This is a genomic window from Bradyrhizobium sp. 132 (assembly GCF_023074185.1).
GTDB lineage: Bacteria > Pseudomonadota > Alphaproteobacteria > Rhizobiales > Xanthobacteraceae > Bradyrhizobium.
Genome location: NZ_JADPKY010000158.1, coordinates 56,900 through 82,298 on the forward strand (window position 1 = coordinate 56,900; position 25,399 = coordinate 82,298).

Consider the following 25,399-nt stretch of genomic DNA (forward strand, 5'->3'; position numbering starts at 1 on the left):
ATTTGCGCGGCCCTATGCGGATCCGTCTCTCGATTACCGGATCAGGCGAACCAGATCCTGCTTCAGCAGATAAAACGAGACGGCGAGCAGAACCGCATCCTTCATCAGGAACGGCATGTTGCCGGTCATCGCCGGGAACCCTCCGGCCGAGGCGTCCCATGCGTCAGGCAGGAACGGAATGATCGTGACCGTCGCGATGAAGGTGCTGGTCGAGCCGAGGGCGCCGAGAACGCCGAGCCGCTTGTCCCAGAAGCCGGCGAGCAACAGGGTGCCGAAAGTCCATTCGGAGGCGCCGAGGAAATAGCTGGCGCCGGCATGGCCGAACACCGGATACAGCCACCAGATCAGCGGCCCGTTGCTGATGAAGGGCACCAGCCGTTCGAACTCGTAGGGAAACCACTTCTGGTAACCGAAGAACATAAACATGATCACCATCGCGGCGCGAATGAGGTGATAGTCGAGATCCTCCGCAAGCAAGCCGGATGCGCGCAGCGCGCGGACGAGCGGATTTTGCGTCGTGTTGGCAAGGGTCGTCATGGTCGTTATCCTTTCATGCAGGATCCGGCGCGGTCGCTTTACGCGACGGCGGGAAAATCGATCTCGGTGTCGTTGATGCGGTTGAAGACGTTGGTGAAGACGGTGGTCGCGAAGGCGAGGCTGATCTCGACCAGTTGCGCGTCGCTGTAGCCGGCCGCCTTGATCGCCCCGAAATCCGCGTCGCTGACGGTGCCGCTGGACTGCGCGAGCTTGCGGACGAATCCAACAAGCGCGTCGCGCTTGTCGTCGCCGCTGGGCTGACCGTTGCGGATCTGCTTCAGCACATCGAGCTTGAGCCCGGCGAGTCGTGCGAGATGATTGTGCGCGGCGACGCAGTAATCACAGCCGGCGACGCCGCTGATGACGAGCTTGATGACTTCCTGATCGCGCTTGCTCAGGCTGCCCGAAGCCAGCGTGGCGTCGGCGAACAGGATCGACTTGAGCGCGGCGGGGCCGTGGGCGGCGATCGCCGCAAAGGTGTTCGGCACGCTGCCGATCGCCTTCTTGATCTGGGCATAGACCTGCCCCGAGGGACCGTTATCGGATTCGACATTGGGGACTGAAAGACGGGACATGGTGGCACTCCGCGGTTGGGGTTCGTGAACGATTGCGTAGTGACAGTACAGTTATGATTTGATACTTTGAATGTCGCAAAATCTCGATAATATGCTCCATCGTCTCAATTTGTCTGCTTCGGAAGGTCAGCATGGATTGGCTCAGCCGGCTGTTCGAGTTGATGCCGGTGCGCGGGCGGCTCGACCTGCGCTGTTCCTACGGCGCGCCGTGGCGTATAGACCAAGGGCCCGGCGCGGCGAATGCAATCCCGTATCATGCGGTGCTCGCCGGCTCCGCGACCCTGGAGGACTCCGCGAAGGGCAGGCCGCTTCAGTTGAAAGCCGGCGACATCCTTCTGCTTCCCGGCAATGTCAGCCACGTCATGCACGACGGCAGCGGCGCCGCAGCGCTGCCGGCCCGCAACCGCGCGGCGCTCAACTTCACGATTAGCGAAAACCCGGGTTCGGGCGAACGGCTCGATCTGCTGTGCGGACACTTTGCGATCTCGGCCCCGCACGACCGGCTGTTGCGCAGCTATCTGCCGCCGCGCTTTGTCGTGCACGCCGGCGCTCACGCCGAACAGCAGGAGACCGCGGCGCAACTCGCCGGCCTCGTCGCGCTGATGCGGCGCGAGTCCGCCGACGATCACCTCGGCGGCCGCGCCATGCTGAACGCGCTGTCGACGGCGATGTTCGCGCTGGTGCTAAGACTGGCCAGCGAGACCGAAGACGCGCCGAGCGGTCTGCTGGCGCTCGCCGGTGATCCCCGCCTTGCACCGGCGGTGGCAGCCCTCTTCAACGAGCCGGCGCGGGCTTGGTCGCTGCCCGAGTTGGCGCGATTGTGCAACATGTCGCGCGCCACGCTCGCCCGCCACTTTCAGGACAAGCTCGGCAGATCAGCCAGCGAGCTTCTGACCGAGATCCGGATGATGCACGCTGCCAACGAACTGAGGCAATCGCAGCTTTCCACCGGCGCCGTGGCGGAGCAGGTCGGCTACCAATCCGAAGCGGCATTCCAGCGCGCCTTCAAAACTCACATGGGCGTCACGCCGGCGCAGTGGCGCAAAATGCAGGAGCCGCCCGGCGGCGGCATCGTCGCAACGTTGTGAGTGACCGGCAACATTCGGCCATGCAAAATCATTTCATCTCGCAGCAACTCCCGCGCGTCACCCAACAAGTCCCGAATCCGCTCGCGCTCTGCGATGACTTCCGCGTTGAACCGGGGGACGTGCCTGAGCGCATTCCGGTTTCCCTTGGGCGCGCCGGATTCGCGTGCACCGCCGTGCATGCGGCAGCGCCGTTTGCTTTGCACCACGGGCGAGCGGCACGATCCGCCGGCGCGGGTCTTGGCGCTGCAAAGCGGCCTCGCGAGCATCGGAAGTTGCATCTTGAGATGCCGACGGGCCGCTTCTGGCCCGAAGCGGTCGTCGTGGATGTTGGATTTCGCTAGCTCCTGCAAACTCGGCCTAGTCTCCGAACAACTTCCTCTCGATGGACTGGACCGACCTACATTGCGAGCGCCAATTCAAGAGCGCGCAGAAATTTTCTTCCAATTGCTTACTCACGCGAATGAAACAGAACTGAAGACTCAGGCTGAGTCTTCAGTTCGCGTTGTAAAACAAAGAAAAGCTGGCGCACCCGACACGATTCGAACGTGTGACCTTTGCCTTCGGAGGGCAACGCTCTATCCAGCTGAGCTACGGGTGCAGTGGGGTTCATTTAGCCGATTGACCGGGAGCGGGCAACCGCTTCCGCCGTCTCCAGCTAAGCTGATTTGCGCGCGATGCGGCCAGGAACCGGCAGGATGTCCCGGCCGAGGCCGGCGAATTCGGCAAGCAGCCGTTCGGCGCAGATGACGCGGTTGCGGCCGAGCCGTTTAGCCGCATAGAGCGCCTCGTCGGCCGCGCCCAGCAGCCGGTCGGGGCTGCCGTCGGTTTCGCCCGGAATGTGGCTGGCGACGCCGACGCTGAGGGTGACGTGGTCGCCGGCCCCGTCGGCGCCATGGGTGATCCGCAAGGCCATGACGGCGCGGCGGATCTCGTCGGCGATGACGTAGGCGGCGTCGCAATCCAGGTCCGGCAGGATCAGCGCGAATTCCTCGCCGCCATAGCGGCTGGCAAGATCGAGCGGGCGCACGGCATGGCGGCTGACGACGGCAGCGACCGCGCGCAGGCATTCGTCGCCGCTCTGGTGGCCGTGGCGGTCGTTGAACAGCTTGAAATGATCGACGTCGACGAACAGCAGCGCCATCGGCTTCTGCGTCCGCTGGGCGCGGGCCCATTCGCTCAACAGCATCTGATCGAACGAGCGGCGGTTCGACAGGCCGGTCAGCCCGTCCTTGGTGGCAAGCTCCTTCAGCGCCATCTCGGCGCGCTTCTGGTCGGTGAGATCGCGCAGCGTCTCCACCACCGCGATCAGATGGCCGGCCTCGTCGTGGATGGGGCCGGCGTCGATGGCGAGATAGAGCTGGCTGCCGAGCTTCGGCATCACGCACCAGTTCTCGGCGCTGAAGCCGAGCCCGTTATGGCCGCGTGCGGCATATTCCGAATAGAACTCCGGCAGCTGTTCCGGGCGGTCGAGCGCGACGAGGTCGGCGAGGCAAGGGCGCTTGGTCTCGTAGAACGCTTGCCAGTGCTTATTGGTGCCGATCACCTCCGAGGCGGCCACTCCGGTCAGTCGCTCGCAGGCACGATTCCAGATCACGACGCGGCGCTTCGGGTCGATCACGAAAGTCGGCACCACCAGATGCTGCATCAGCCGCACGGCATAGGAATCCGCAACGTCGACCGTTTTGGGTGGAGTCTTGCTTGAAGTTTTGGCTGGCTGCGCCATCAGGCCACCGCCGCCACCGGCAAGGCTTGGGCCGGCAAGGCTTGGACCGGCAAGGCTTGCACCAGCAAGGCTTGGGGCAGGCCGTCGCCCTGGCCGAACAGCTTTCGCACCTCGCTGGCCGGCTTCGGTTTGCTGAAAAGATAGCCCTGCATCTGCGTGCAGCCGAGCGCGCGCAGCATCTCGCGCTGCGCCTCGGTCTCGACACCCTCGGCGACCGTGGTCATATTGCTGGCGGCGGCGATGTTCACCACCGCCTGCACGATCACGGGCGCGCCGCTCGTCTCCGCGATATCAGCGACGAAGCAGCGGTCGATCTTGATCTTGTCGAACGGGAAGCGCTTGAGATAGCTGAGCGATGAGTAGCCGGTGCCGAAATCGTCGAGCGCGATGCGCACGCCGATCGCGCGGAGCTGATGCAGGATCGAGAGCGCCGCCTCGTCGTCGCGGATCAGCACGGCCTCGGTGATCTCGAGCTCGAGCCGGGACGGGGCGAGCCCGGAAGCGGCGAGCGCGCCGGCGATCCGCAGCGCCAGCGTATCGCATTTGAGCTGCACCGGCGAGACGTTGACCGCGACACGCACATGCGCCGGCCAGGTCGCGGCCTCGTTGCAGGCCATGCGCAGCACCCAGTCACCGAGCTCGTTGATCAGGCCGGTGTCTTCGGCGATCGGAATGAACTCCGCCGGCGACACCATGCCGCGCTCGGGATGCCGCCAGCGCAGCAGCGCCTCGCAGCCGGCGACCTCGTTGCTGCGCAGATCAACCAGCGGCTGATAATGAATATCGAAACCGCCGGTCACCAGGGCCTGGCGCAGATCCTGCTCCAGGCTCAGGCGCGCCTTGGCGCTCGCATCCATCTCCGGCTCGAAGAAGCGGTGGGTGCGGCGTCCTTCGGCCTTGGCGCCGTACATCGCGAGATCGGCATTCTTGATGAGCTGGTCGAGATCGGTGCCGTCCTGCGGCGCCAGCGCGATGCCGATGCTGGCGTCGGTGGAGAGCTGATGACCGAAGCAGTGATAGGGCCGTCGGATCGCCTCGAAGATCCGCGTCACGAATGACACCACGTCGGCAGACGACTGGATCCCGGTCTGGATCACCGCGAATTCATCACCGCCAAGCCGCGCGATCAGGTCGCCTTGTCCGAGGCAGCCGCGGATCCGGCCCGCGATCGCCTTCAACAACTCGTCGCCGACGTGATGGCCGAGCGAATCGTTGATGCCCTTGAATTCGTCGATGTCGATATAGAGCAACGCGAACTGACCGCCGCCGGCGACCTTCTCCAGCTCGTGTTCGATCTGGTCGCGGAACAGCACCCGGTTCGGCAGGTCGGTGAGCGCGTCGTAATGCGCCATATGCGCGATCTTCTCGTCGGCGCGCCGCCGTTCGGTGACATCCTCGACGACGTTGATGAGGTAACGCGGCTCGCCGGATTTATCGCGAATGCCGATCCGGGTTGAGGTGATGTAGCGGAGTCCCCTGGTCTGGCTTTGCCAGGGATGCTCGCCCTTGAGCAATCCCTTGGTCTCCTGCAACGCCTTGCTGTCGTCGTCGGTAACGACCATGGCGGTGGCATCCGGGTACAAGTCGAAGGGAGTTTTGCCGACGATCTCTTCACCCGATTGGTTGAATTGCTCCTCGGCGGTCCGGTTGATCAGCAGATATTGCCGAGTTTGGGCATCCTTCACCGTGATCTGCGAGGGAATATGGTCGATGATCTCGCGCAGGAACATGTAATTGCGGTCGCGTTCCTGCTCCAGATTGCGCCGCTCGGTGATCTCCTCGATCGTGGCCACCCATCCGCCCTGCGCGAGCGGCGTGTTGATGACCTGGAAAGCGCGGCCGTTGGGCAGCTCATGGATCCTGGTGGAAACCGTGCCTTCGGCGACGACCCTCATGACGTCGGCGCAAAACGCCTCGACGTCGCCGTTGAACGCATCGCGCTCCTTGCGATGGTGCATCGCCTGATGGATGTGGCAGCCGGGTTTGATGACGTCCGAAGACAGGCCGAACATGTCGGCGTAGCGGCGGTTGCAGGTGACGATGTATCCGGCGGCGTCGTACAGGATCAGCCCTTGCGACATGTTGTTCAGGGCCGTGTCGAGCCGCCCCCGCTCCGCTTCCAGCCGTTGCTGCGCCTCGCGGTTCTGCCGGTTGATCTGTCGAACGATCAGGAACAGGATCAGCGCGATCACCGTGGCCGAAAGCCCGGCCGTGGTGACCATGAAGCCGGTCTGCTGCCGCCAATCGGCCAGCGCGGCGCTCGTGGTATTGGTCGCGACGATAACCAGCGGGAAATGCGACAGCGACGCCCCCGAGCCGAGGCGGTCCTCGCCGTTGATCGGACCTTTGACGCGCAGGGTGTGCCGGCCGCCTTCGGTCAGCATTTTGCGCATCAACGGCGCATCCTTGAAGTTCTTGCCGATCAGGTCTTCGACATGCGGGTAGCGCGCCAGCATCTTGCCTTCGCGGTCGAACAGCGAAATGGCCGCGCCTTCGCCGAGCGCCACGGAAGCAAAATAGCGGTGATAATTGTCGGGATCGATCCGGCGCACCAGGACGCCGAGAAAAGTGCCGTCCGGCATGTTCAGGCGTCGCGCGACGACCGTGGTCCATTTGCCGATGACATAACTGCGCACGGATTCCAGCAGCACCGGCTCGGATCGCGGGTCCGACTTGAAAGTCTGGAAATAGGCGCGGGCAGCGATGTTGATCGTGGGCAGCGGCTGGGCGCGCGACCAATTGACGATCTCACCCTCCGCATCGTAGATGACGATGTCGCCGAGGTAGGACACCGCGCTGATCTTGCTGCGCAGCATCTGGTTGGCGGCAGGCCCCGACATCCGTTCGCGGAACATCGCGGGTGAGGTGATCTCCGGCAGGTTCATCTGCCCGATCACATCGGCGGCGACGACGTCGGAATCCTCGAATTGCTGATCGAAGTGCCGCGCGATCAGCTGCACCGTGTTTTCCAGCTCGCGCTCGCGGTTGCCCAGGGTACGTTCGCGAAATTCGCCGACCGCCATGGCGGTCACGGCGAAGATCCCAGCGACCAGCAACACGCCGCACAGGGTCAGCCACAGCACGGGTCCGCGGCGAATCGCTGCCTCCCAGCCGTTCTTCACGGCTAGGGACATTCCTGCTGCGACCCCTGACAAGACCTGGCGCATTCCCCCTCCCTGGAGGGACAGGAATACGCCGCACAAATGGCGCAAAGCTTAGGAAAGCCAGTTACCTAAGCATTAATCTCGTTGCGCGATCCCAGTCGTGTTCAGCAAGCCGCTGCGCTGCATCACTAACCGCGCGTTAATGCGAGGTATCAGCGCTCTTGTCGCCACCGCCATTGCGCAGCCGCCCGACCACGCCGGTCGGAAAAAAGTAGACGCTGGCGATGAAGAGCAGCCCGAGCCACAGCAGCCAGCGGTCGGGATGCAACAGCCCCGGCAGCAGCGGCAGGCCGGCTTCCGACGCCGCCTTGGAAGCGACGCCCATCAGCGACTGCAGATAGTTCTGGGCAAGGATGAAAATGGTGGCGCCGATGATCGCGCCGTAGATCGTGCCCATGCCGCCGATCACGACCATCAGGAGGATGTCCAGCATGATCGAGAAGCTGAGCGAGGTATCGGGGCCGGCATAGCGCAGCCACAGTGCATTGAGGATGCCGGCGCCGGCGGCCACCAGTGCGGCGAGGCAGTTGGCGTAGGTCAGGTGGAAGACGGTGCGGAAGCCGAGCGCCTCGGCGCGGAAACGGTTTTCGCGGATCGCCTGCAACACGCGCCCGAACGGCGAGTTCACCACCCGCAGCAAAGCGAGGATCATCACCGCCGAGACGGCGAACAGCAGATAATAGGTCAGGATGCGGCCGTTGACCTCGAAGCCGAGCACGTTCCTGGAGATCAGCACCGTGCCGGGGCGCAGCAGCTCCGGCAGCTGAAAGCTGCGGCCGTCCTCGCCGCCGGTCAGCCAGGACAGCTGCGAGGCCAGCACCTGGAAGGCGGACGCGACCGCGAGCGTGATCATGGCAAAGAAGATCGCGGCGACCCGCAGCGAGAACAGTCCGATCGCAAGCGCAAGCAGCGCGGCGAGCGGCAGGCCGACGACGATGCCGGTTGCAACCGCGGCCCAATTCGGGCCCATCCCATACAGTGCGATCGCGATCGCGTAGCTGCCGATCCCGTAGAACATGGTGTGTGCGAACGACACCGAGCCGGTATAGCCGAGCAGCAAATCATAGGAGGCGACCAGCGCGGCGAAGACGCAGATCTTGGCCGCGACGTTCAACGCCTTCGCCCCGGGGAACAGGAACGGCGTCGCCACCAGCGCCAGGATGATGAGGACGAGAACGAGCGTGAGCACGCGGCTACGCGGCGGGTCGCCCGAGAGGATCATCATCGGCTGGTCACCGCATAGAGGCCGCGCGGCCGCCACATCAGAATGGCGACCATCAGCAGGATGTTGGAGACGAGAGCGAGTTTTGGCAGCAGGAAGCCGCCGTAATTGGCGACCATCGCCACCAGGATCGCGCCAATGAAGCAGCCGCCGATCGAGCCGAGGCCGCCGATGATGACGACGATGAAGATCAAGACGGTGAGGTCGTCGCTCATGGAGGCGTGCACCTGCTCGCGATACAGCGCCCACATTACGCCGCCGAGGCCGGCCAGCGCCGATCCCGTCATGAACACGCCGAGGAACAGGCGGCGGATGCGATAGCCGAGCGCCTCGACCATCTCGCGGTTCTCGACGCCGGCGCGGATCAGAAGTCCGAGCTTGGTGCGGTTGAGCACGAGCTGGATCGCGATGAATACGGCGAGGCCGATCAGCATCGCCAGCACGCGGTATTTGGCGATCGCGACGTCGCCGAAAATGAAGGAGCCGCGCAGCGAGGTCGGCAGCGGCGTCGGGATGATCTGCGGCCCCCACACCGCATAGAGCGTCTGCTCGGCGACGATCAGGCCGCCCGTCGTCATCAGGATCTGCTTCAGATGCTGGCCGTAGACGGGCAGGATCAGCACCCGCTCGACGATCAGGCCGAGCGCGCCGGAGACCGCCATCGACAGCAATGCCGCCGGCGCCAGCACCGCGAGGTTCATCCACAGCGAATCCGCCTGAAGGGAGGCCGCGAACGGCGCCAGCACCAGGGTCGCGACATAGGCGCCGACCGCGATGAAGGCGCCATGGCCGAAATTGAGCACGTCCATCAGGCCGAACACGAGTGTGAGGCCGGAGGCCATGATGAAGATCATCATGCCCATCGCCAGGCTCGCGGCCGTCAGCGTCAGCCAGGTGCTGGGGGAGCCGATCAGCGGGATCATCACGAGGGCGACCGCGATCGGCAGCAGGATCGGCGCGATGTCGCGCTTCGGCTTCGGCAGCGGATCGGTTGCGGCGAGTTCAGTCACTGATGCGCCTCCAGGCTCAGGCCGAGCAGCCGCTCCTGCAGCGGTACGTCGGAGGCCAAGGCCGTCATCTCGCCGCGATGAACGATGGTGCCGTTGTCCATCACCAGCACGTTGTCGCCGAGCTCGCGGGCGGCAAAGAAATTCTGCTCGACCATCAGGATGGTGGCGCCCTTGCGCTTGATCTCCTTCAGGCACTCGATCAGCGCCATCACGATCGCCGGGGCCAGCCCCTTGGTCGGCTCGTCGATCAGCAAGAGCTCGCGCGGTTCGACGATGGCGCGGGCAATCGACAACATCTGCTTCTGTCCACCCGACAGACTCCCCGCGCGCGACAGCCAGAACCGGCGCAGCGCCGGGAAGAAACCAAAAATCCAGTCGAGCTGGGCGTCGTCGAGCGGACCGTCGCGCGCCGCCAGCACCAGATTTTCCTTCACCGTGAGGTCGGAAAATACCGCCATGCTCTCCGGCACGTAGCCGACGCCGAGCTGCGCGATATCGGGCGTCGCACGGCTCTCGATGCGCTCGCCGGCGAGGCTGATCTCGCCGGAAGAGGCCTGCCAGAGGCCCATGATGGTGCGCAGCGTCGTGGTCTTGCCGGCGCCGTTGCGGCCGAGCAGCATCGTGGTCTGCCCCTGCGCGACGGCGAGATCGATGCCCTGGAGAATATGATAGCGGCCGATATGGGTGTGCACGCCGGAGAGCTGGAGCAGGTCGGTCATGCCGCGCTCCCCGCAGCTTTCTCCCCTGCAGCTTTCTTGGGTGCGACGCCCAGATAAGCTTCCTGCACGATCGGTGAGGCGATTACCTCGGCCGGTGGCCCGTCGGCAACAAGTTGCCCGTTATGCAACACGATGATGCGGTCGGCGAGCGAGCGGACGACGTCCATCTTGTGCTCGACGAGGAGAATGATCTTGCTTTTATCCTGCTTGAGCTGCGCGATCAGGTTCAACACCACCGGCACCTCGTCGATGCTCATGCCTGCGGTTGGCTCGTCGAACATGAACACCTTCGGCTCCAGCGCAATCATCAGCGCGACCTCGAGCTTGCGCTGATCGCCATGCGACAGTGCGGTCGCTGCCACGCCGCGACGGCCGCCGAGCGCGACCTGATCCAGAATCGCATCAGCACGGGCGATCAGCTCACGGCCGACCGTCCAGGGCCGCAGCATGTCGTAATGCGTGCCGTCGGCGGCCTGCACGGCGAGGCGGACGTTTTCCTCCACCGAGAGGTTCGGAAACAGATTGGTGAGCTGGAAGGCGCGCCCCAGGCCTGCGCGCGTCCGCATCGGCGCCGAGTGCCGGGTGATGTCGGTACCGTCGAACAGGATGCTGCCGGTCGATGCGCGAAGCTGTCCGGAGATCAGGTTGAAATAGGTGGTCTTGCCGGCGCCGTTCGGGCCGACGATCGCGGTGAGTTCGCCGGGGCGGAAGCTGCAGGTGACGCTGTTGACTGCGACATGACCGCCGAAGCGGATGGTCAGGTCGCGGGTTTCGAGGGTCAGCGTCATGGGTCTGGCAAATGATGAGAGGAGGAAACGATCCGCGGTCGCGGTGCGCTCCCTCCCCCGCTTGCGGGGGAGGGCTGGGGAGAGGGTGCCTCCGCAGGCGAGAACCCACAAGAGGACAGAGCCCTCTCCCGGCCTCTCCCGCAAGCGGGAGAGGTGAAGCAAGACAGCTCAGCGCTTGTTGCGGACCGGAACGTCCATGTCCTCGATCTTCAGCTCGCGCACCGGCTCGAGCACGGCCCAGGCGACGTTCGGATCGACCTTGACCTTGAAGTGATACATGCTCTGGAGCGCTTGATGGTCTTCCTTGCGGAACATCATCTTGCCCTTCGGCGTGTCGAACTCCAGCCCTTCCATGGCCGTGATCAGCTTCTCGGTGTCGGTCGACTTCGCCTTGGTCACGGCGGCGACGACGGACATCGCGGCGGCGAAGCCACCCGCGGTGAAGAAGTCCGGCGGCGAGTTGAAACGTTTCTGGTGCTCGGCGACGAACCAGTCGTTCACCGGGTTCTTCGGAATCTCATAGAAATAATACGTGGCGCCTTCCATGCCGGGCAGGCCCTTGTAGGCCGCGAGCGCCGGCAGGATGTTGCCGCCGGTGGACAGTTCGATGCCGTAGCGCTTCGGGTCCATGTCCTGGAGCTTTGCCAGAGGATTGCCGGCGCCGGCCCAGATCACCCAGATCACCTTGCGGCCCGGCTTGTCCTTCAGCGCGTCGAACAGGCGCTGGCCAACCGCGGTGAAGTCGGTGGTCGAGGTCGGGGCATATTCTTCGGCGGCCAGCGTCGCGCCGGTCCTGGCGAGCGCCTCCTTGAAGGCGGCGACGCCGTCGCGGCCGAACGCGTAGTCCTGCGCCAGCGTCGCCACGGTGACGCCCTGCTTGCCGATCGCGACCGCGTTGGAGATCGCGTCCTGCGACGAGTTACGCGCGGTGCGGAAGATGTAGCGATTCCACTTCTCGCCGGTAATCTGATCCGCGACCGCGGGCTCGACGATCAGGATCTTCTTGTTCTCCTCGGCGACAGGCAGGATCGCGAGTGCCGCGGCCGACGAGGTCGTGCCGATCGCGATGTCCACCTTGTCGTCCTGATAGGCTTCCGCGAGCGCGGCCTTGGAGAGATCGGGCTTGCCCTGGTCGTCCTTGGTGATGACGACGATCTTGCGGCCGTCGAGCGTCATGGTGCCCTTGGTGGCGTATTCAAAGCCCATCTGCAGGCCGGTCTCGGTCTGCTTGGCGTAGGCTTCGAGCGGGCCGGTCTTGCCGTAGATCAGCGCGATCTTGAGATCGTCGGCCTGTGCGCAGGTGCTCGCGGCGAAGGCGAGAATGGCTGTTGTTATGATGAGTGAACGACGCACGATGGTCCCTCCTGATTTAACGTTTCTCGGCCATAGCGATTTGCACAACGGTACGAACATTGCAATTACACCTTACGGCCGCCTTGCGCGGGGAGCGCGTGTGACACCGTGTTGACGCGTGCCTGGCGGCTTGCCTCTGCCGAAGAAATCGGCAGCGCCGGACCTGCCAGTGCGCTGATGTTACCTCGGATCGGGCTGAGCATGCTTTGCAAAGCAAGGGTGTGGAAGGCGGAGCGGTTACCGCCGATAGCCGCTCGCGCGCGAATAGCCTTGGCGGTTCTGCTGCGTCGGCCGGCTTGCGACGTTCGCCCGGGCCTCGCTGGAGACGGGCGTTGCGAGCTTCAGCTCCTCCAGGAAGATCGGCCGGGCGAAATAATAGCCCTGCGCGTAGCGGATCTTGGTTGCAGCCTGGAGATAGGCGAGCTCCTCGTAGGATTCGATGCCTTCGGCGATCACGGTCATCCCGAGCGCTTCGCTCAAGGATTCGATCGCACGCAGGATGCCCTGGTTGCGCGGGCGCTTGTGAATGTCGGTGATGAAAGAGCGGTCGATCTTGATCTCGTCGGCGGTGATGTCGGCGAGCGCAGAGAGCGAGGAATAGCCGGTGCCGAAATCGTCGATCGAGATGCCGACACCGAGCTTGCGGAACATCGGCAGGATTTCGGCCTGGAAATGATTCTTGGCGACGAAGGCGTCTTCCGTCACCTCGATCATGAAGCGCTGCGGAAAGCCTGTGTCGTTGAGCGCCTGCGCAAAGCTGCGCATGAATTCGGGGTTGCCGGCCTGCTTGGCCGCGACGTTGATGCTGATGGTCGCTTCCGCGCCAAACGTCTCGTTTATCAGGTCGATCGATTTGACGATTTCGGCGAGCACGAGATGGGTCAGCTCGTCGATCAGCCCGAGCTCGCCGGCAAGATTGATGAACGAGCCGGGTGCCTGGATCACACCTTCGTCGTCGCGCAGCCGCACCAGGGCCTCGATGCCCTTCACGTCCTGCGTGCGGATGTCGACCTTGGACTGGAAGGCGCAGCAGAAGCGCTTCTCCAGGATGGCCTGCCGCAGCGACTGCTCGATCTTCATCCGCGCCAGCGCCTCGCGCTCCATGCTGGAGTCGAAGAAGGCCGCCGATCCCTTGCCGTCATTCTTGATGCGGTACATCGCCATGTCGGCGTTCTGACGCAGCGTCTCGAAGCTGCTTCCGTGATCGGGATAGAGGCTGATGCCGACGGAGGTGGAGGCGAAGACTTCCGAATTGTCGATGAAGAACGGCGCCGTCAGCCGCTCCAGCGTCGACTGCATGAATTCGGCGACTTCCTCCTGGCTCTGGATCGGCGACAGCAGCAGCAGGAATTCGTCGCCGGAGATGCGCGACAGCATGTCCGAATCGCGCAAGTCGCGCCCGAGCCGCTTCGACAGCTCGGCCAGCAGGGCATCGCCGACGGCGTGGCCGTAATAATCGTTGATGTGCTTGAAATTGTCGACGTCGAGAAAGGCGAGCGCAAAGCGCTCGCCGGCGCGACCCTGCGCGAGCAGGCTGGTGGCGCGATGTTCGATCACGCGCCGCGAAGGCAGGCCGGTCAGCTCGTCGAAATACGCCGAGCGGAACAGCTGGTCCTCGAAATTCTTCTGCTCGGTGATGTCGGAGGAGGCCGAGATCAGCAGTTCGCGTCCGTCGAGGCGGATCGGACGATGGGTGGTGAGCAGCACCTGGCGTGCGGCTCCGTCGTGGAGCGCTTCCTCGGCGACGACCGGCTGGCCGGAGCTCAGGGCCCGCTGGCAAGCTTCCCGGCGCGGCGTGAGATTGGGTGAGGGACGGCTGCCGTCCATGCCGAGCTGGGCGGCCGCGACATCGTTGACCAGGAGAAATTCGCCTTGCGCGTCCTGCACGGTCAGGCCGGCAGGCAGCATTCTAACGATTTCCTTGAGGAATCCGAGTTCGGCTTCACTCGCGCCGGAATATTTGTTGTCGTTCATAGAAGTCATGAATCTTGTTGTTTCAGCGCGCATTTGCAATGGCGCGATCTTGCGCAGTTCCCTCTTAAGTTTGGTTAAGGGGTCCGGAGAAATACGGGGGTGTTTTGCGGCGATGCGACGCGCGCAGCCCATCGTCATTAACAGCGGGTCAACGCGCCCAGCGAAACCGCGCGCGATCGGCTTTCGTTTGCGCTGTGTCTAACCGCTTTTGGGGATGCGGCATTGCATCGTGCAATGAAGTCCGGTCCTGAGATAGAAGACCTCGGACTTGCCGTCGAAGGCCGACAGTGCCGACTTCAACAGCTTGGTGCCGAAACCGGGCTCGGAGACCTTGTCCACGCTCGGGCCCTCGGTTTCATCCCAGGTGACGGTCAGACGGTCGTCGCTGACGGTCCATGACACCTGCAGCAATCCGCGCGGCGCGGAGAACGCGCCATATTTGCCTGCGTTGGTGGCGAGCTCGTGAAACATCAATGACAGGGTGACCGCGAGCTTCGGCGGCAGGAACAGCCGGTCGCCGTTGAGGGAGAAGCGGACATGGCCGTAAGGGCCGAGCTCGGAGATCAGGAGGTCGCGAATGTCGCAGCCGCCCTTGTCGATTCGCGAGATCAAATCATCGGTCGCGGCAAGCGACCGCAGCCGCGGATCAATCCGGGCCCAGATTTGCGGCTGATCATGCAGCACCTGATGCAGCACGGCATGCACCGTCGACAGCTTGTTCTTCAGCCGGTGCTGGAGCTCGTCGACCAGCAGCTTGCGGTAGTCTTCTTCCTCGATCAGGCGTCTGGAAATCCGGCGCTGCTCGACGAGGAGCGAGCGATAGTGCTCGACGCCCCAGATGGTCAGCGCGCAGACCGCCCAATAGAGCGCCAGCAGGGCAAATCGCGAGGGATCGGCCAAGGCATCGCCGAAATTCACGACCACGCCGAGCACGCCGCCGACCAGCGCCGTGATGACGCCGATGCGGAAGCCGCCGAACGCGGCCGCAAAGAACACGGCCGGGAAATACGGCGTGAAATAGACGTCGGGCCGCATATGGGCGAGAGCCCAGCGCGCCAGGGTCGCAACCAGCAGGCAGGTGACCGCAAACGCAAGGCTCAAGCCGAGCGACGGCGGTGCCGCGCCCCGCCAGCCCTTGCGGAATTCGTCGATCAGCTTCCCCATGCGCAGTCCGGTTGCGATATGCGTGCGACAATCGAGCGGTAGCCGGGAATGTTACGCATGCCGCCGGCGCAAGCAAAGCTTGCCTTGTCGGAAGCCGGCAGGAATAGTGCCTGCTGCGGCGCCGAGTGTCGCGGCGCCGGGATCGATCGGTGTCCGCCATTTGGCTTCAAGAGGTTCGAAAACAGGGACATTCCATGGGCAGGCTGGATGGCAAGGTCGCGGTGATCACGGGCGCGACGAGCGGGATCGGGTTGCGGACTGCGGAAGTCTTCGTTGCCGAAGGTGCCAAAATTGTGATCGCGGGCCGGCGTATACCGGAAGGCGAGGCGCTGGCGAAGCAGCTCGGGGCGGCTTGCGTCTTCCGCCAGACGGATGTGACGGTCGAAGCGCAGATGCAGGCGCTGATCGGGCTCGCGGTGGACAAATTCGGCCGCATCGACTGCCTGTTCAACAATGCTGGCGGCCCGGCGCAGACCGGTGGCGTCGAAGCCCTCGAGGTCGAGCGCTTCGACGCGGCGATGGCGACCTTGGTGCGCAGCGTCATGCTCGGCATGAAGCACGCCGCGCCCCAGATGAAGAAGCAGGGTTTTGGCAGCATCATCAACAACGGCAGCATCGCTGGCCGTCTCGCCGGTTTCTCGTCCTCGATGGTCTATGGTGCGGCCAAAGCGGCGGTGATCCATCTCACCAAATGCGTGGCGATGGAACTCGGCGAGTCCAACGTGCGCGTCAACTCAATCTCGCCCGGCGCCATCGCGACCGGCATTTTCGGCAAGGCGCTCGGGCTTTCGACCGATGCGGCGGAGAAGACGCCGGCGGTAATGCGCGAAGTCTACAAGACCGCGCAGCCGATCCCGCGCGCCGGCCTTCCTGATGACATCGCCCATGCCGCGGTGTTCCTGGCCAGCGACGAATCCAGCTTCATCAACGGACATGACCTCGTCATTGACGGCGCGATGACCGGCGGCCGCAACTGGACTCAGCAGCAGCAGGGCTACGTGGCCCTGCGCAAGGCGTTCGATCAGGGGGCGTAGGCGCTCTCGTGCCCCGGACGCGGTGCGGCGCGAAGTGTCGCACCGCAGAGCCGGGGCCCATCTCTCAGAGCTGAATGTGACTCAAGATTCTGGGTCCCGGCTCGCGCTTCGCGCGTCCGGGACACGAGAGGCGAGCACTAAACCGCCTTCACCCGCACCCGCAGTCCGTCGCGCGGCTTCGGGATCGGCCACATCTGCCAGTCCGGCTTGTAGCCGGGCTCCAGCGACACCTCGATGTTCTGCAAGAAGTGCCGCGCGAAGCATTTCGCCTGCATGTAGGCGAAGTGCAGGCCGAGGCACATATGCGCACCGCCGCCGAACGGCACCCAGGCGAAGCGGTGACGGTTGCGTTGCGCCTCCTCGGTGAAGCGAGAAGGATCGAAGCGATCCGGCTCCGGCCAGATGTCCTTCATGTGATGGGTGTAAAGCGGGTTGACGCCGATCGCGGTACCGGCCGGAATCGTAAAGCCCTTGAAGGTGAAATCGCGCATCGCGCGGCGCGGCATCGAGGGCACCGGCGGCTTGATCCGCAGCGCTTCCTTGAAGGCCATCTCCGACAGCGGCATCTTTTCGAGATCGTCGAAGCTGCTTGGCGCATCGGGGCCGAGCCCCAGCGCCATAATTTCCGCGCGCAGTTTGTCCTGCCAGTCGGGGTTTGCCGCGAGCTCGCCGACGAACGACGTCAGCGACGATGTCAGCGTGTCGTGCGCCGCCATCATCAGGAAGCTCATGTGGTCGATGATGTCCTGTTCCGAGAGCAGCGCGCCGTCCTCGTGCGTTGCGCGGCAGAGCTGCGAGAACAGATCATCGCCGCCGTGGTTGCCGCGTCGCAGCGGAATCTGCTCCCGGAAATAGCCGACGATGCGCTTGCGGCCCCTGACGCCGGCCGCCATCTGCGTGCCGGGCAGTGGCCGGCGGATCGGAGCGACGGCGGCGGCGACCATGTCGACGAAGGCGCGGTTGACGTCGTCGACCTCGGGCCCGATACCGGCGCCGAGAAAGGACGCCGCGGCGAGATCGAGCGTGAGCTGCTTCATCGCCGGATAAAGCTGCATCTCGCCGGGCTTGGCCTTCCACTGCGCGACGCGCGCGGCGATGCCGCGGTCGAGATCGCCCAGATACGACTTCATCGGCCCGGACTTGAACGCGACCGACAGCGCCTTGCGGTGCAGCCGGTGCTCGTCGAAATCGAGCAGCATCAGGCCGCGCGGAAATAGCAGGCCAAGCACCTTGTTCCAGCCGTGGGTGGACGAGAACAGCTTTTGCTGGTCGAACAGCACGAGCTCGTTGGCCTCGGGGCCAAGCAGCACGACATTGGTCTCGCCGAAAAAATGCGTGCGATAGACCGGGCCGTATTTGGCGCCGTTCGCCTCGATATGCCCCTTGGGGTCGGCGAGCACCTGAAAGGTCTTGCCGATGATCGGCCAGCCTTCGTCGCCGGGGATGTGTGTCAGCTCGTTGCGCTTGGGCGGAGTGAAGCCGAGCGCAGGGGCGGCCACATTCTGCATCGACATGACGATTGCTCCGGTTGGCTAGACCCGGCCAGCATAGCACAATCCGGCTACGATGACTCTGCGCTTACCGCTTTGCCGCTTCCTTCTGCAAATCCGGCGCGTTGACGGCCGGAATCGCAACGCGGCCGGCGCCGGTCACCTTCAACGCTTCGGCGGCCTTCTCATTCTGCATGATCTTGGCCATCACGGCCTGTCCCGCTCGTTCGAAGATCGCGCGGTTCTCGATCACGAATTTTTGCGACTTACGCAAGCCGTCGATATAGCCGTTGATCTCCGGCACCACGTAGCGCGCGACAAGGTCCCAGCTCCGGCGCGTGTTCTCCGGATTGGCCCAGTCGTGCACGAAGCCGATGACAGCGCCGACACCGCCGGACACCTGCATCACATTCTTGATCATCTTGACGAGATCGTCGGGCGTGCCGATGACGGAGGCCGCGCCCTCGACGAAGGCGGTCTTGTCCACGGCCTCGTCGGGTGAGGCGAACGCGGTCAGGCCCGGCCGCTGCAGCGTGCCGACGTTATATTCATTGTGCCAGCGCATCAGGCCGGGGCCGGCCTCGCGGCGAGCCTGCTCGCGCGTCTCGGCGACGTGCCAGGTCAGCAGCACGCGCCAGTTCGCGCGATCGACTGTGGTGCCGTGCTTCTGGGCGGCATCCTCGGCGAACTGCCATTGCTGCTGCAGCGACATCAAACCCTGCGTCGTCATCGAACCCAGCGAGATGATGCCGATGCCGTATTTGCCGGCGAGCGTCATGCCGGAAGGCGAGATCTGCGAGGCCACCACGAACGGCATCTCCTCCTGCAGCGGCAGGAGCTGGAGCGCGGCGTCGTTCATGGTGAACCAGTCGCTCTTGGCGGTGACACGCTCGCCGTTGAAGAGGCGGCGGATCACCCCTATCGCCTCGTCCTGACGGTCGCGCTGCGTCATGGGATCGATGCCGAGCGTATGTGCGTCGGAGGCGAGCGCGCCGGGCCCGGAGCCGAAAATGGCGCGGCCGCCGGTCATGTGGTCGAGCTGCACCATGCGCTGCGCGACGTTGTAGGGATGGTGATAGGGCAGCGACACCACGCCGGTGCCGAGCTTGATCCGCTTGGTGCGCTCGCCGGCCGCGGCCAAAAACATCTCGGGCGAGGCGATCATCTCCCAGCCGGAAGAGTGATGCTCGCCGCACCAGAACTCGTCATAGCCGAGGCTGTCCAACTGCTCGACCAGGTCAAGATCGCGCCGGAACTGGAGCATCGGATGCTCACCGATCGGGTGATGCGGGGCAAGGAAGGCTCCGAACTTCAGGCGCGCCATGGCGTTCTCTCCGGCTTTGATTTTTTGTTTGTTTGTGGCGCGAAGCTACGTGCTGGAGACAGCGAAGGCAATCGTGCGATGTCCCGCGCGACGGAATGCAGGCATGCGATGGAGCTGCCCCTTCTCCTGTCTCCGGGGAAGAAGTGAGACCTCGCGATTCCTACCTCGGAGGTAATCGCGCGGATGACGCCGATCTGGGAGCATCGACGCGGTGAAATCCGAAGGGTTCGCGCGTCGATGCATCAAGCCGTCACAAAGCAGATCGATTCGTCGCGCCGCTGGTGGGTGCTGGCGATCGTCGTGGCCGCTCAGTTCATGTTCGGCGTCGATGCCTTCATCGTGAACGTTGCCATCCCCACGATAGCTGTCGATCTGCACGCAACGCCGGCGCAGATCGAATCCGTCGTCGCGATCTACTTGATCGCTTATGCCACGCTGGTCGTCACCGGCGGCCGGCTCGGCGACATCCACGGCACCAAAAACGTCTTCCTGGCCGGCCTGCTCGGCTTCACCCTGACGTCGCTGTGGTGCGGCCTCGCGCCGTCAGGCGCGGAGCTGATCATCGCCCGGCTGGCGCAGGGTGCGACCGCCGCGCTGATGGTGCCGCAGGTGCTGGCGACGCTGCATCTCCTGTTCGCGGATGAACAGCGCAACCGTGCCTTCGCCATCTACGGCATCGTGCTCGGGCTCGCGGGCGCCGCCGGCTTCCTGCTCGGCGGGCTCCTGGTCACGATCGATCTCGCCGGCACCGGCTGGCGCTCGGTGTTCTTCGTCAATGTGCCCTGCGGTCTCGTCATCGCGGCTGCGGCCTGGCGCATCATGCCCTCGGTGCCGCGTCGCGCCGGCACGCGGCTCGATATCATGGGCAGTATCGTTCTGTTCGCTGGATTGCTGTGCCTGATCGGTCCGCTGCTGTTCGGCCACGATGTCGGCTGGGCGCCGTGGTTGTGGGCGGTGATGGCGATCGGAGCCGTGATTCTCCTCGCGTTCCCGAAACTGGAGCATGCCGTGGCACGCGCCGGTGGCATGCCGCTGATTGATCTGACCTTGCTGGCGGACGCTGCCTTCCTGCGCGGCCTCGGCGCGGCGTTCTTTTTCTTCTTTGCAAATCTCTCGTTCTACCTGGTCATGACGCTGTTCATGCAGCGGGGACTGAAAATCCCCCCACTCGCGGCCGGCACGGCCTTCATTCCGCTCGCGCTCGCTTTCGTCGTGGCCTCGCGCCACAGCAGCGCACGCGCGCGGCATCGCTACACCAAAGCCTTGATCGAGGGATGCGCGCTTCAGATCGCGGGCCTCGTCGCGCTTGCGCTTGTCGTGCTTTATGACGACACGCCGTCGGCGCTCCTGCTCGCGCTCACCATGATCATCTTCGGCTACGGCCAGGGATTGGTGATGGCGCCGCTCTCGGGCGCGGTGCTTTCGACAGTCAAACCGGTTGCGGCAGGCTCGGCGTCTGGCGTGTACGGCACGACGGCGCAGATCGGAAATGCGGCCGGAGTGGCCGCAATCGGTGCGGTGTTCCTCGCCGTCGAAGCGCTGCAATCAGCGCGCGCAGGATTTCTCGTCTCGCTCGCGCTGTTTGTGACGTTAATCATGATCTGTGCCGCATTCCTGGCGTGGATGCGCCGCGTCTCTGCACGAAGTTGAGGCATTGCGGTTAATACGAGCGGATTTCCGCAGGTTCTCCCGCGATTTAGGAGGTCATCGACAGCACACGGTCTTTTTATTTTGCACTGCAGCAACTATTTGGTTTGGGTGGACGTTGAACGTCGCCTGTCAGGAGCTGCCGTGTCGTTAACCAGAAATATCGATCTCTTGAGACGTCTGCCAAAGCTGGACGGATTGCGCTTCGCCGAGTTCGGCCGGAGCACCGATACGTCCAGTCCGTTGCAAGAGGTGACGAGCTTCGGCGACAATCCCGGCAATCTGCGCATGTTCTCGTTCGTGCCGGCGCAGTTGCAGAAGCCGCGCGCGCTCGTCGTCGTGCTGCACGGCTGCGGCCAGACGGCGGCAAGCTACGACCTCGGTGCCGGCTGGTCGACGCTCGCCGAGCACTACGGCTTTGCACTGCTGATGCCCGAGCAGCAGCGCGCCAACAACGGCAACACCTGCTTCAACTGGTTCAGTCCGGAGGATACCGCGCGCGATAGCGGCGAGGCGCGTTCGGTTCGCGAGATGATCGCGCACATGACCGAAACGCATCGCCTCGATCCCCGACGCATCTTCATCACGGGCCTGTCCGCCGGCGGCGGCATGACGTCGGTGATGCTCGCGACCTATCCGGAAGTTTTCGCGGCCGGTGCGGTCATCGCGGGACTTCCCTACGGCATCGCGACGAACCTGCGCGAGGCGCTGGACGGCATGTTTCATTCCCCGGCGCGGCCCGCGCGCGAGCTCGGCGATCTGGTCCGGCGGGCCTCCAATCATCGCGGTCCGTGGCCGAAGATGTCGGTTTGGCACGGCAGCGCCGACCGCACCGTTAATCCCGGCAATGCCAACGAGATCGTCAAGCAATGGCTCGACCTGCACGATCTGCCTGAATTGCCGATGGCGGAGACCAATGTCGACGGTTATCCGCGCCAGGCCTGGTGGAACAAGGACGGCGAGACCCTCGTCGAGTCCTACGCTATCACCGAGATGGCGCACGGCACGCCGCTCGGCATCGCCGACAACGATCACCGCTACGGTGTGGAAGGCGCGTTCCTGATCGAGGCCGGCATCTCCTCATCCTACCACATCGCAAAATTCTTCGGCCTGACCGGCTGGATTGCGGATGCCGCGAAGACGGCGGAGGCGAAGCCCGCCGCCCCGTCGAAGCCGCCGCTGACATCCGCGCCGCATCTGGCCCGCTCGATCCGCGCTGCGGTCGCCGAAGAGCTGGCCGAGCCGAAGCGCGAGGAGGTCCGCGGCTTGGATCTCGGCCAGATCATCACGCGTGCGCTCACGGCTGCAGGATTGATGAAATAGCTCAGGCGGTCGCGCCGATCCATTCGATCGGCGTCACCGTCACCTCGCCGCCGGCGACCTTGCGCGTCATCTCCTGATAGGCCTTGAAGAAGTCGCGCGATTGCAGCGCTTTTTGCGCGGCATCATCCGTGACGCTGGCGAGATGAAAATAGCTGCCGTCGTCGCGATTTTTGAGGACACGATAGCCGATCCGTCCTTTCAACTCCGGATCGCCGTCGATCGCCTTGATGAAGCGGCCGACCTCCTGGTGCCAGGCCTCCGTCGTGCCGTTCTTGAATTCGTACCGGATCATGAAGTGCTTCATGTGACGCTCCCTGTTCGTCCTGTGCGTCATCATCTGCGCGCTGGTAGCGATCCTGCAAGTATGGACAAAATTGATAGTATGGACTTTTTCGGCGCTGCTCCTATCGTCTTCCCGAAGATGGAGGAGACGACATGGCCAAGGAAAGTACAAAGCCGAACCCGGCGCGGGCCTGTCCGGTCGCGGCCTTTCAGAAAATGATCAGCGGCAAGTACAAGCTGCGCATCGTCTGGGACCTCAAGGACGGCCCGCGCCGCTATGGCGAGATCAGGAGCGGATTGCTGCGCGGCACGGAAGGCAGCGCCGAGATCACGCCGCGCGTGCTCAGCCGCGAGTTGAAGGCGCTGACCGAAAGCGGCCTGATCGACCGCAAGGATTTTGGCGAGGTGCCGCCGAAGGTCGAGTATCGCCTGACACGCAAGGGAAAGAGTTTTGTGCCGGTGGTCGCCGCGATCCGCGATTGGGGCGACCGTAACCTCAGTGAGCTCGCAGCGCTGGCAGACGCCGCAGAATAGGCCCTTACATCTCGCCAGTGATGAACGGATTGGTCATCCGCTCCTGGCCGATGCTCGAGCCGGCGCCGTGGCCGCAGATGAAGCCGACATCGTCGCCCAGCGGCAGCAGCTTGGTCCTGATCGAGTCGATCAACGTCGCGTGACTGCCGCCGGGCAAATCGGTGCGTCCGACCGAGCCCGCGAACAGGACGTCGCCGACGTGGGCGAAGCGCATGTCCTTGTTGAAGAACACCACGCTGCCGGGCGAGTGACCGGGGCAATGATAGATGTCGAACGTGAGACCGCCGATCGCGACGGCGTCGCCCTCGTCGAGCCAGCGGTCCGGCTCGAAATTGCGTCCCCCTGTCATGCCGAAGCGGGCGCCGCTTTCGACCACGTTGTCGAGCAGGAATTTGTCCGCGACATGCGGGCCCTCGATCGGTACCTTCAGCGCATCGCGCAATTCGGCCGCGCCGCCGACATGGTCGATATGGCCGTGGGTCAGCCAGATCTTCTCCACGGTGACGCCGGTCTGCTTGATGGCGTCCAGGATCTTTGGCACGTCGCCGCCGGGATCGATCACCACGGCCTTCTTGGAAGGCTCGTCCCAGACGATGGTGCAATTCTGCTCGAACAGCGTCACGGGAACGATGATCGCGCCGGCCTTGGCTTGTGTCTCATGTTGCTCGCTCATGGGGCTCACAATGCCGATTTTTGCCATGCCGCCAAGCAAAAGATTCGTGCCCTGGCCGGGGAACAGGGGCAGCTGCCGTCACACGGCGGTCCCAATTCGCCTGCTGTTTTGAACCGGGGCGCTGCTCTCGCGTTCTCCTGCGCGAGACTCAAGATTTCAGGTGGTTTCCCGCATGGCTCAGGGTGGCAGCAATTGGTGGCGCGACGGCATCTTCTATCAGATCTACCCGCGCTCGTTTCAGGACTCCGACGGCGACGGTGTCGGCGATCTCGCCGGAATCCTCCGGCGGCTGCCTTATGTGAAATCGCTCGGCGTCGACGCGATCTGGCTGTCGCCGATCTTCCCCTCGCCGATGGCCGATTTCGGCTACGACATCTGCGACTATACAGGCATCGAGCCGCTGTTCGGCACGATGGAGGACTTTGATGCGGTGCTCGCGGCCGCGCATGACAACGGCCTCAAGCTGATCCTCGACCTCGTGCCGAACCACACCTCGGACCAACATCCCTGGTTCGTCGAGAGCCGGTCCTCGCGCGATAATCCCAAACGCGACTGGTACATCTGGCGTGATCCGGCAGGCGATGGCGGGATGCCGAACAATTGGCTGTCCGAGTTCGGCGGCAGTGCGTGGCAGTTCGATGGGACGACGGGACAATACTATTACCACGCCTTCCTCGCCCAGCAGCCCGACCTCAACTGGCGCAATCCTGACGTCCGCGCGGCGATCTACGACGTGATGCGGTTCTGGCTCGAGAAGGGCGTCGACGGCTTTCGGGTCGACGTGATCTGGCACCTGATCAAGGACGCCGATTTCCGCGACAATCCGCAGAACCCGCATTATGTCGAGGGCCGGCCGCCGAACGAAAGGATCCTCACGCAATATTCCACCGACCAGCCGGAGGTGCACGACGTCATTGCAGAGATGCGGCGTGTCACCGATGCGTATGATGCGCGCGTGCTGATCGGTGAGATCTATCTGCCGCTGCACCGGCTGATGGCCTATTACGGCAACGACCTCACCGGCGCGCAGATGCCGTTCAATTTCGCGCTGCTCTCGACGTTCTGGAGCGCGCGCTCGATCGAGAAGATCGTCGGGGATTACGAGAAGGCGCTGCCGAAGGGCGCTTGGCCGAACTGGGTGCTCGGCAATCACGATCGCCCGCGCGTCGCAAGCCGCATCGGCGAGGTGCAGGCCCGCGTCGCCGCCATGCTGCTGCTGACGCTGCGCGGCACACCGACGCTCTATTACGGCGACGAGATCGGCATGCATCAGCTCGCGATCGCCCCCGAGGATGTGCGCGACCCCTTCGAGAAGAACGTGCCCGGTATCGGCGTCGGCCGCGACGGCTGCCGCACACCGATGCAATGGGATTCATCCGGCTTCGCCGGCTTCTCCGATGTCAGGCCGTGGCTGCCGTTGCCGGAGGATCACATCCACGAAAGCGTCGTCAATCTCGAAGCCGATTCGCGTTCGATCCTCGCGCTCTACAAGCGCCTGATCGCGTTACGGAAGGCATCTCCGCCGCTGATCGCTGGCGACTATCATCCGATCGCGGCGCAAGGCGATCTGCTGGTCTATCGCCGCGAAGCCGAGGGCAGGGCGGTCATAGTCGTGCTCAATCTCGGCCCTGAGCCGATTGCCGTGACTACCAGCGCGCTGAAGTTTGACAGTGAGATTCTGCTGTCGACGTTTCTGGATCGCGAGGGGGAAAAGCTGGAGGGCGTGCTGGATCTGCGGGGCAATGAGGGTGTGATCATCGCTCCGTCCTAACTGT

General features: G+C 64.1%; 22 protein-coding genes and 1 tRNA gene. 6 read left to right on the top strand and 17 right to left on the bottom strand.

Features of this window, described 5'->3' with window-relative positions:
* Positions 1-33: 33 nt before the first annotated feature.
* Both IVA74_RS34105 and IVA74_RS34110 read right to left on the bottom strand, forming a co-directional pair.
* A complete protein-coding gene (locus IVA74_RS34105) occupies positions 34-537 on the bottom strand; it encodes a DUF417 family protein (RefSeq protein WP_247351599.1) in 504 nt (167 codons plus the stop codon).
* 38 nt (positions 538-575) lie between these two features.
* On the bottom strand, positions 576-1,112 hold the full coding sequence (locus tag IVA74_RS34110; protein WP_247351600.1) for a carboxymuconolactone decarboxylase family protein: 537 nt from the start codon (positions 1,110-1,112) through the stop codon (positions 576-578).
* Positions 1,113-1,243: 131 nt separating this feature from the next.
* Between IVA74_RS34110 and IVA74_RS34115 the strand changes: the two genes are divergently transcribed.
* Positions 1,244-2,200, top strand: coding sequence for an AraC family transcriptional regulator (locus tag IVA74_RS34115; RefSeq protein ID WP_247351602.1), 957 nt, complete (start codon positions 1,244-1,246; stop codon positions 2,198-2,200).
* Here the strand turns inward: IVA74_RS34115 and IVA74_RS41075 are convergent.
* From IVA74_RS41075 to IVA74_RS34165, 11 genes are all read right to left on the bottom strand, one after another.
* Positions 2,125-2,478, bottom strand: a complete 354-nt coding sequence (locus tag IVA74_RS41075; protein ID WP_346730998.1) for an HGGxSTG domain-containing protein — start codon at positions 2,476-2,478, stop codon at positions 2,125-2,127. The genes IVA74_RS34115 and IVA74_RS41075 overlap by 76 nt on opposite strands.
* Positions 2,479-2,721: 243 nt before the next feature.
* Positions 2,722-2,798: transfer RNA gene (locus tag IVA74_RS34120), tRNA-Arg, on the bottom strand.
* A 57-nt stretch (positions 2,799-2,855) separates the two neighbouring features.
* Positions 2,856-3,923: a diguanylate cyclase gene (locus IVA74_RS34125; RefSeq protein WP_247351604.1), complete on the bottom strand. Its 1,068-nt coding sequence runs from the start codon at positions 3,921-3,923 to the stop codon at positions 2,856-2,858.
* Positions 3,923-7,090: an EAL domain-containing protein gene (locus tag IVA74_RS34130; protein ID WP_247351605.1), complete on the bottom strand. Its 3,168-nt coding sequence runs from the start codon at positions 7,088-7,090 to the stop codon at positions 3,923-3,925. Before IVA74_RS34130 ends, IVA74_RS34125 begins: the two co-directional genes overlap by 1 nt.
* 136 nt (positions 7,091-7,226) lie before the next feature.
* Positions 7,227-8,312, bottom strand: coding sequence for a branched-chain amino acid ABC transporter permease (locus IVA74_RS34135; protein ID WP_247351607.1), 1,086 nt, complete (start codon positions 8,310-8,312; stop codon positions 7,227-7,229).
* Complete coding sequence (locus tag IVA74_RS34140) at positions 8,309-9,319, bottom strand: branched-chain amino acid ABC transporter permease (RefSeq protein WP_247351609.1); 1,011 nt, start codon at positions 9,317-9,319, stop codon at positions 8,309-8,311. The genes IVA74_RS34135 and IVA74_RS34140 overlap by 4 nt, the downstream gene beginning before the upstream one ends.
* Positions 9,316-10,038: an ABC transporter ATP-binding protein gene (locus IVA74_RS34145; RefSeq protein ID WP_247351610.1), complete on the bottom strand. Its 723-nt coding sequence runs from the start codon at positions 10,036-10,038 to the stop codon at positions 9,316-9,318. The genes IVA74_RS34140 and IVA74_RS34145 overlap by 4 nt, the downstream gene beginning before the upstream one ends.
* A complete protein-coding gene (locus IVA74_RS34150; protein WP_247351612.1) occupies positions 10,035-10,826 on the bottom strand; it encodes an ABC transporter ATP-binding protein in 792 nt (263 codons plus the stop codon). Before IVA74_RS34150 ends, IVA74_RS34145 begins: the two co-directional genes overlap by 4 nt.
* Before the next feature lie 168 nt (positions 10,827-10,994).
* Positions 10,995-12,179 (bottom strand): substrate-binding domain-containing protein, encoded by a 1,185-nt coding sequence (locus IVA74_RS34155; protein WP_247351613.1) that lies wholly within the window; start codon positions 12,177-12,179, stop codon positions 10,995-10,997.
* Between the two features lie 237 nt (positions 12,180-12,416).
* Positions 12,417-14,153: an EAL domain-containing protein gene (locus IVA74_RS34160; protein ID WP_247351614.1), complete on the bottom strand. Its 1,737-nt coding sequence runs from the start codon at positions 14,151-14,153 to the stop codon at positions 12,417-12,419.
* A 198-nt stretch (positions 14,154-14,351) separates the two neighbouring features.
* On the bottom strand, positions 14,352-15,317 hold the full coding sequence (locus IVA74_RS34165) for a sensor histidine kinase (RefSeq protein ID WP_247351616.1): 966 nt from the start codon (positions 15,315-15,317) through the stop codon (positions 14,352-14,354).
* 194 nt (positions 15,318-15,511) lie between these two features.
* Here IVA74_RS34165 and IVA74_RS34170 point away from each other — a divergent pair, with 194 nt between their 5' ends.
* A complete protein-coding gene (locus IVA74_RS34170; protein ID WP_247351619.1) occupies positions 15,512-16,351 on the top strand; it encodes a glucose 1-dehydrogenase in 840 nt (279 codons plus the stop codon).
* A 137-nt stretch (positions 16,352-16,488) separates the two neighbouring features.
* Here IVA74_RS34170 and IVA74_RS34175 read toward each other — a convergent pair whose 3' ends face one another.
* Complete coding sequence (locus IVA74_RS34175; protein ID WP_247351621.1) at positions 16,489-17,865, bottom strand: cytochrome P450; 1,377 nt, start codon at positions 17,863-17,865, stop codon at positions 16,489-16,491.
* 64 nt (positions 17,866-17,929) lie between these two features.
* A complete protein-coding gene (locus tag IVA74_RS34180) occupies positions 17,930-19,165 on the bottom strand; it encodes an LLM class flavin-dependent oxidoreductase (RefSeq protein WP_247351623.1) in 1,236 nt (411 codons plus the stop codon).
* 237 nt (positions 19,166-19,402) lie between these two features.
* On the opposite strand from IVA74_RS34180, the gene IVA74_RS34185 reads away from it, so the two are divergent.
* A complete protein-coding gene (locus IVA74_RS34185) occupies positions 19,403-20,815 on the top strand; it encodes an MFS transporter (protein WP_247351625.1) in 1,413 nt (470 codons plus the stop codon).
* Positions 20,816-20,956: 141 nt separating this feature from the next.
* Positions 20,957-22,135 carry a PHB depolymerase family esterase gene (locus IVA74_RS34190; protein ID WP_247351627.1) on the top strand — a complete coding sequence of 393 codons (1,179 nt, stop codon included), beginning with the start codon at positions 20,957-20,959 and terminating at the stop codon, positions 22,133-22,135.
* Position 22,136: 1 nt separating this feature from the next.
* On the opposite strand, the gene IVA74_RS34195 is transcribed toward IVA74_RS34190, so the two are convergent.
* Positions 22,137-22,439, bottom strand: a complete 303-nt coding sequence (locus IVA74_RS34195) for a hypothetical protein (RefSeq protein WP_247351628.1) — start codon at positions 22,437-22,439, stop codon at positions 22,137-22,139.
* Between the two features lie 131 nt (positions 22,440-22,570).
* Here IVA74_RS34195 and IVA74_RS34200 point away from each other — a divergent pair, with 131 nt between their 5' ends.
* Complete coding sequence (locus IVA74_RS34200) at positions 22,571-22,951, top strand: helix-turn-helix domain-containing protein (protein ID WP_247351630.1); 381 nt, start codon at positions 22,571-22,573, stop codon at positions 22,949-22,951.
* Between the two features lie 4 nt (positions 22,952-22,955).
* On the opposite strand, the gene IVA74_RS34205 is transcribed toward IVA74_RS34200, so the two are convergent.
* Positions 22,956-23,624, bottom strand: a complete 669-nt coding sequence (locus IVA74_RS34205; protein ID WP_247351632.1) for an MBL fold metallo-hydrolase — start codon at positions 23,622-23,624, stop codon at positions 22,956-22,958.
* A 172-nt stretch (positions 23,625-23,796) separates the two neighbouring features.
* Between IVA74_RS34205 and IVA74_RS34210 the strand changes: the two genes are divergently transcribed.
* The gene (locus tag IVA74_RS34210; protein WP_247351634.1) at positions 23,797-25,395 is read left to right on the top strand and encodes an alpha-amylase family glycosyl hydrolase; all 1,599 of its coding nucleotides are present in this window, start codon (positions 23,797-23,799) and stop codon (positions 25,393-25,395) included.
* Positions 25,396-25,399 lie beyond the last annotated feature (4 nt).

Bases quoted from the DNA above. Each gene is read 5' to 3' on its own strand.
- IVA74_RS34165 (WP_247351616.1), bottom strand. From the start codon at position 15,317: ATGGGGAAGCTGATCGACGAATTCCGCAAGGGCTGGCGGGGCGCGGCA.
- IVA74_RS34110 (WP_247351600.1), bottom strand. From the start codon at position 1,112: ATGTCCCGTCTTTCAGTCCCCAATGTCGAATCCGATAACGGTCCCTCG.
- IVA74_RS34160 (WP_247351614.1), bottom strand. From the start codon at position 14,153: ATGAACGACAACAAATATTCCGGCGCGAGTGAAGCCGAACTCGGATTC.
- IVA74_RS34150 (WP_247351612.1), bottom strand. From the start codon at position 10,826: ATGACGCTGACCCTCGAAACCCGCGACCTGACCATCCGCTTCGGCGGT.
- IVA74_RS34145 (WP_247351610.1), bottom strand. From the start codon at position 10,038: ATGACCGACCTGCTCCAGCTCTCCGGCGTGCACACCCATATCGGCCGC.
- IVA74_RS34185 (WP_247351625.1), top strand. From the start codon at position 19,403: ATGCATCAAGCCGTCACAAAGCAGATCGATTCGTCGCGCCGCTGGTGG.
- IVA74_RS34130 (WP_247351605.1), bottom strand. From the start codon at position 7,090: ATGCGCCAGGTCTTGTCAGGGGTCGCAGCAGGAATGTCCCTAGCCGTG.
- IVA74_RS34200 (WP_247351630.1), top strand. From the start codon at position 22,571: ATGGCCAAGGAAAGTACAAAGCCGAACCCGGCGCGGGCCTGTCCGGTC.
- IVA74_RS34125 (WP_247351604.1), bottom strand. From the start codon at position 3,923: ATGGCGCAGCCAGCCAAAACTTCAAGCAAGACTCCACCCAAAACGGTC.
- IVA74_RS34175 (WP_247351621.1), bottom strand. From the start codon at position 17,865: ATGTCGATGCAGAATGTGGCCGCCCCTGCGCTCGGCTTCACTCCGCCC.
- IVA74_RS34105 (WP_247351599.1), bottom strand. From the start codon at position 537: ATGACGACCCTTGCCAACACGACGCAAAATCCGCTCGTCCGCGCGCTG.
- IVA74_RS34115 (WP_247351602.1), top strand. From the start codon at position 1,244: ATGGATTGGCTCAGCCGGCTGTTCGAGTTGATGCCGGTGCGCGGGCGG.
- IVA74_RS34205 (WP_247351632.1), bottom strand. From the start codon at position 23,624: ATGAGCGAGCAACATGAGACACAAGCCAAGGCCGGCGCGATCATCGTT.
- IVA74_RS41075 (WP_346730998.1), bottom strand. From the start codon at position 2,478: ATGCAACTTCCGATGCTCGCGAGGCCGCTTTGCAGCGCCAAGACCCGC.
- IVA74_RS34210 (WP_247351634.1), top strand. From the start codon at position 23,797: ATGGCTCAGGGTGGCAGCAATTGGTGGCGCGACGGCATCTTCTATCAG.
- IVA74_RS34135 (WP_247351607.1), bottom strand. From the start codon at position 8,312: ATGATGATCCTCTCGGGCGACCCGCCGCGTAGCCGCGTGCTCACGCTC.
- IVA74_RS34195 (WP_247351628.1), bottom strand. From the start codon at position 22,439: ATGAAGCACTTCATGATCCGGTACGAATTCAAGAACGGCACGACGGAG.
- IVA74_RS34170 (WP_247351619.1), top strand. From the start codon at position 15,512: ATGGGCAGGCTGGATGGCAAGGTCGCGGTGATCACGGGCGCGACGAGC.
- IVA74_RS34180 (WP_247351623.1), bottom strand. From the start codon at position 19,165: ATGGCGCGCCTGAAGTTCGGAGCCTTCCTTGCCCCGCATCACCCGATC.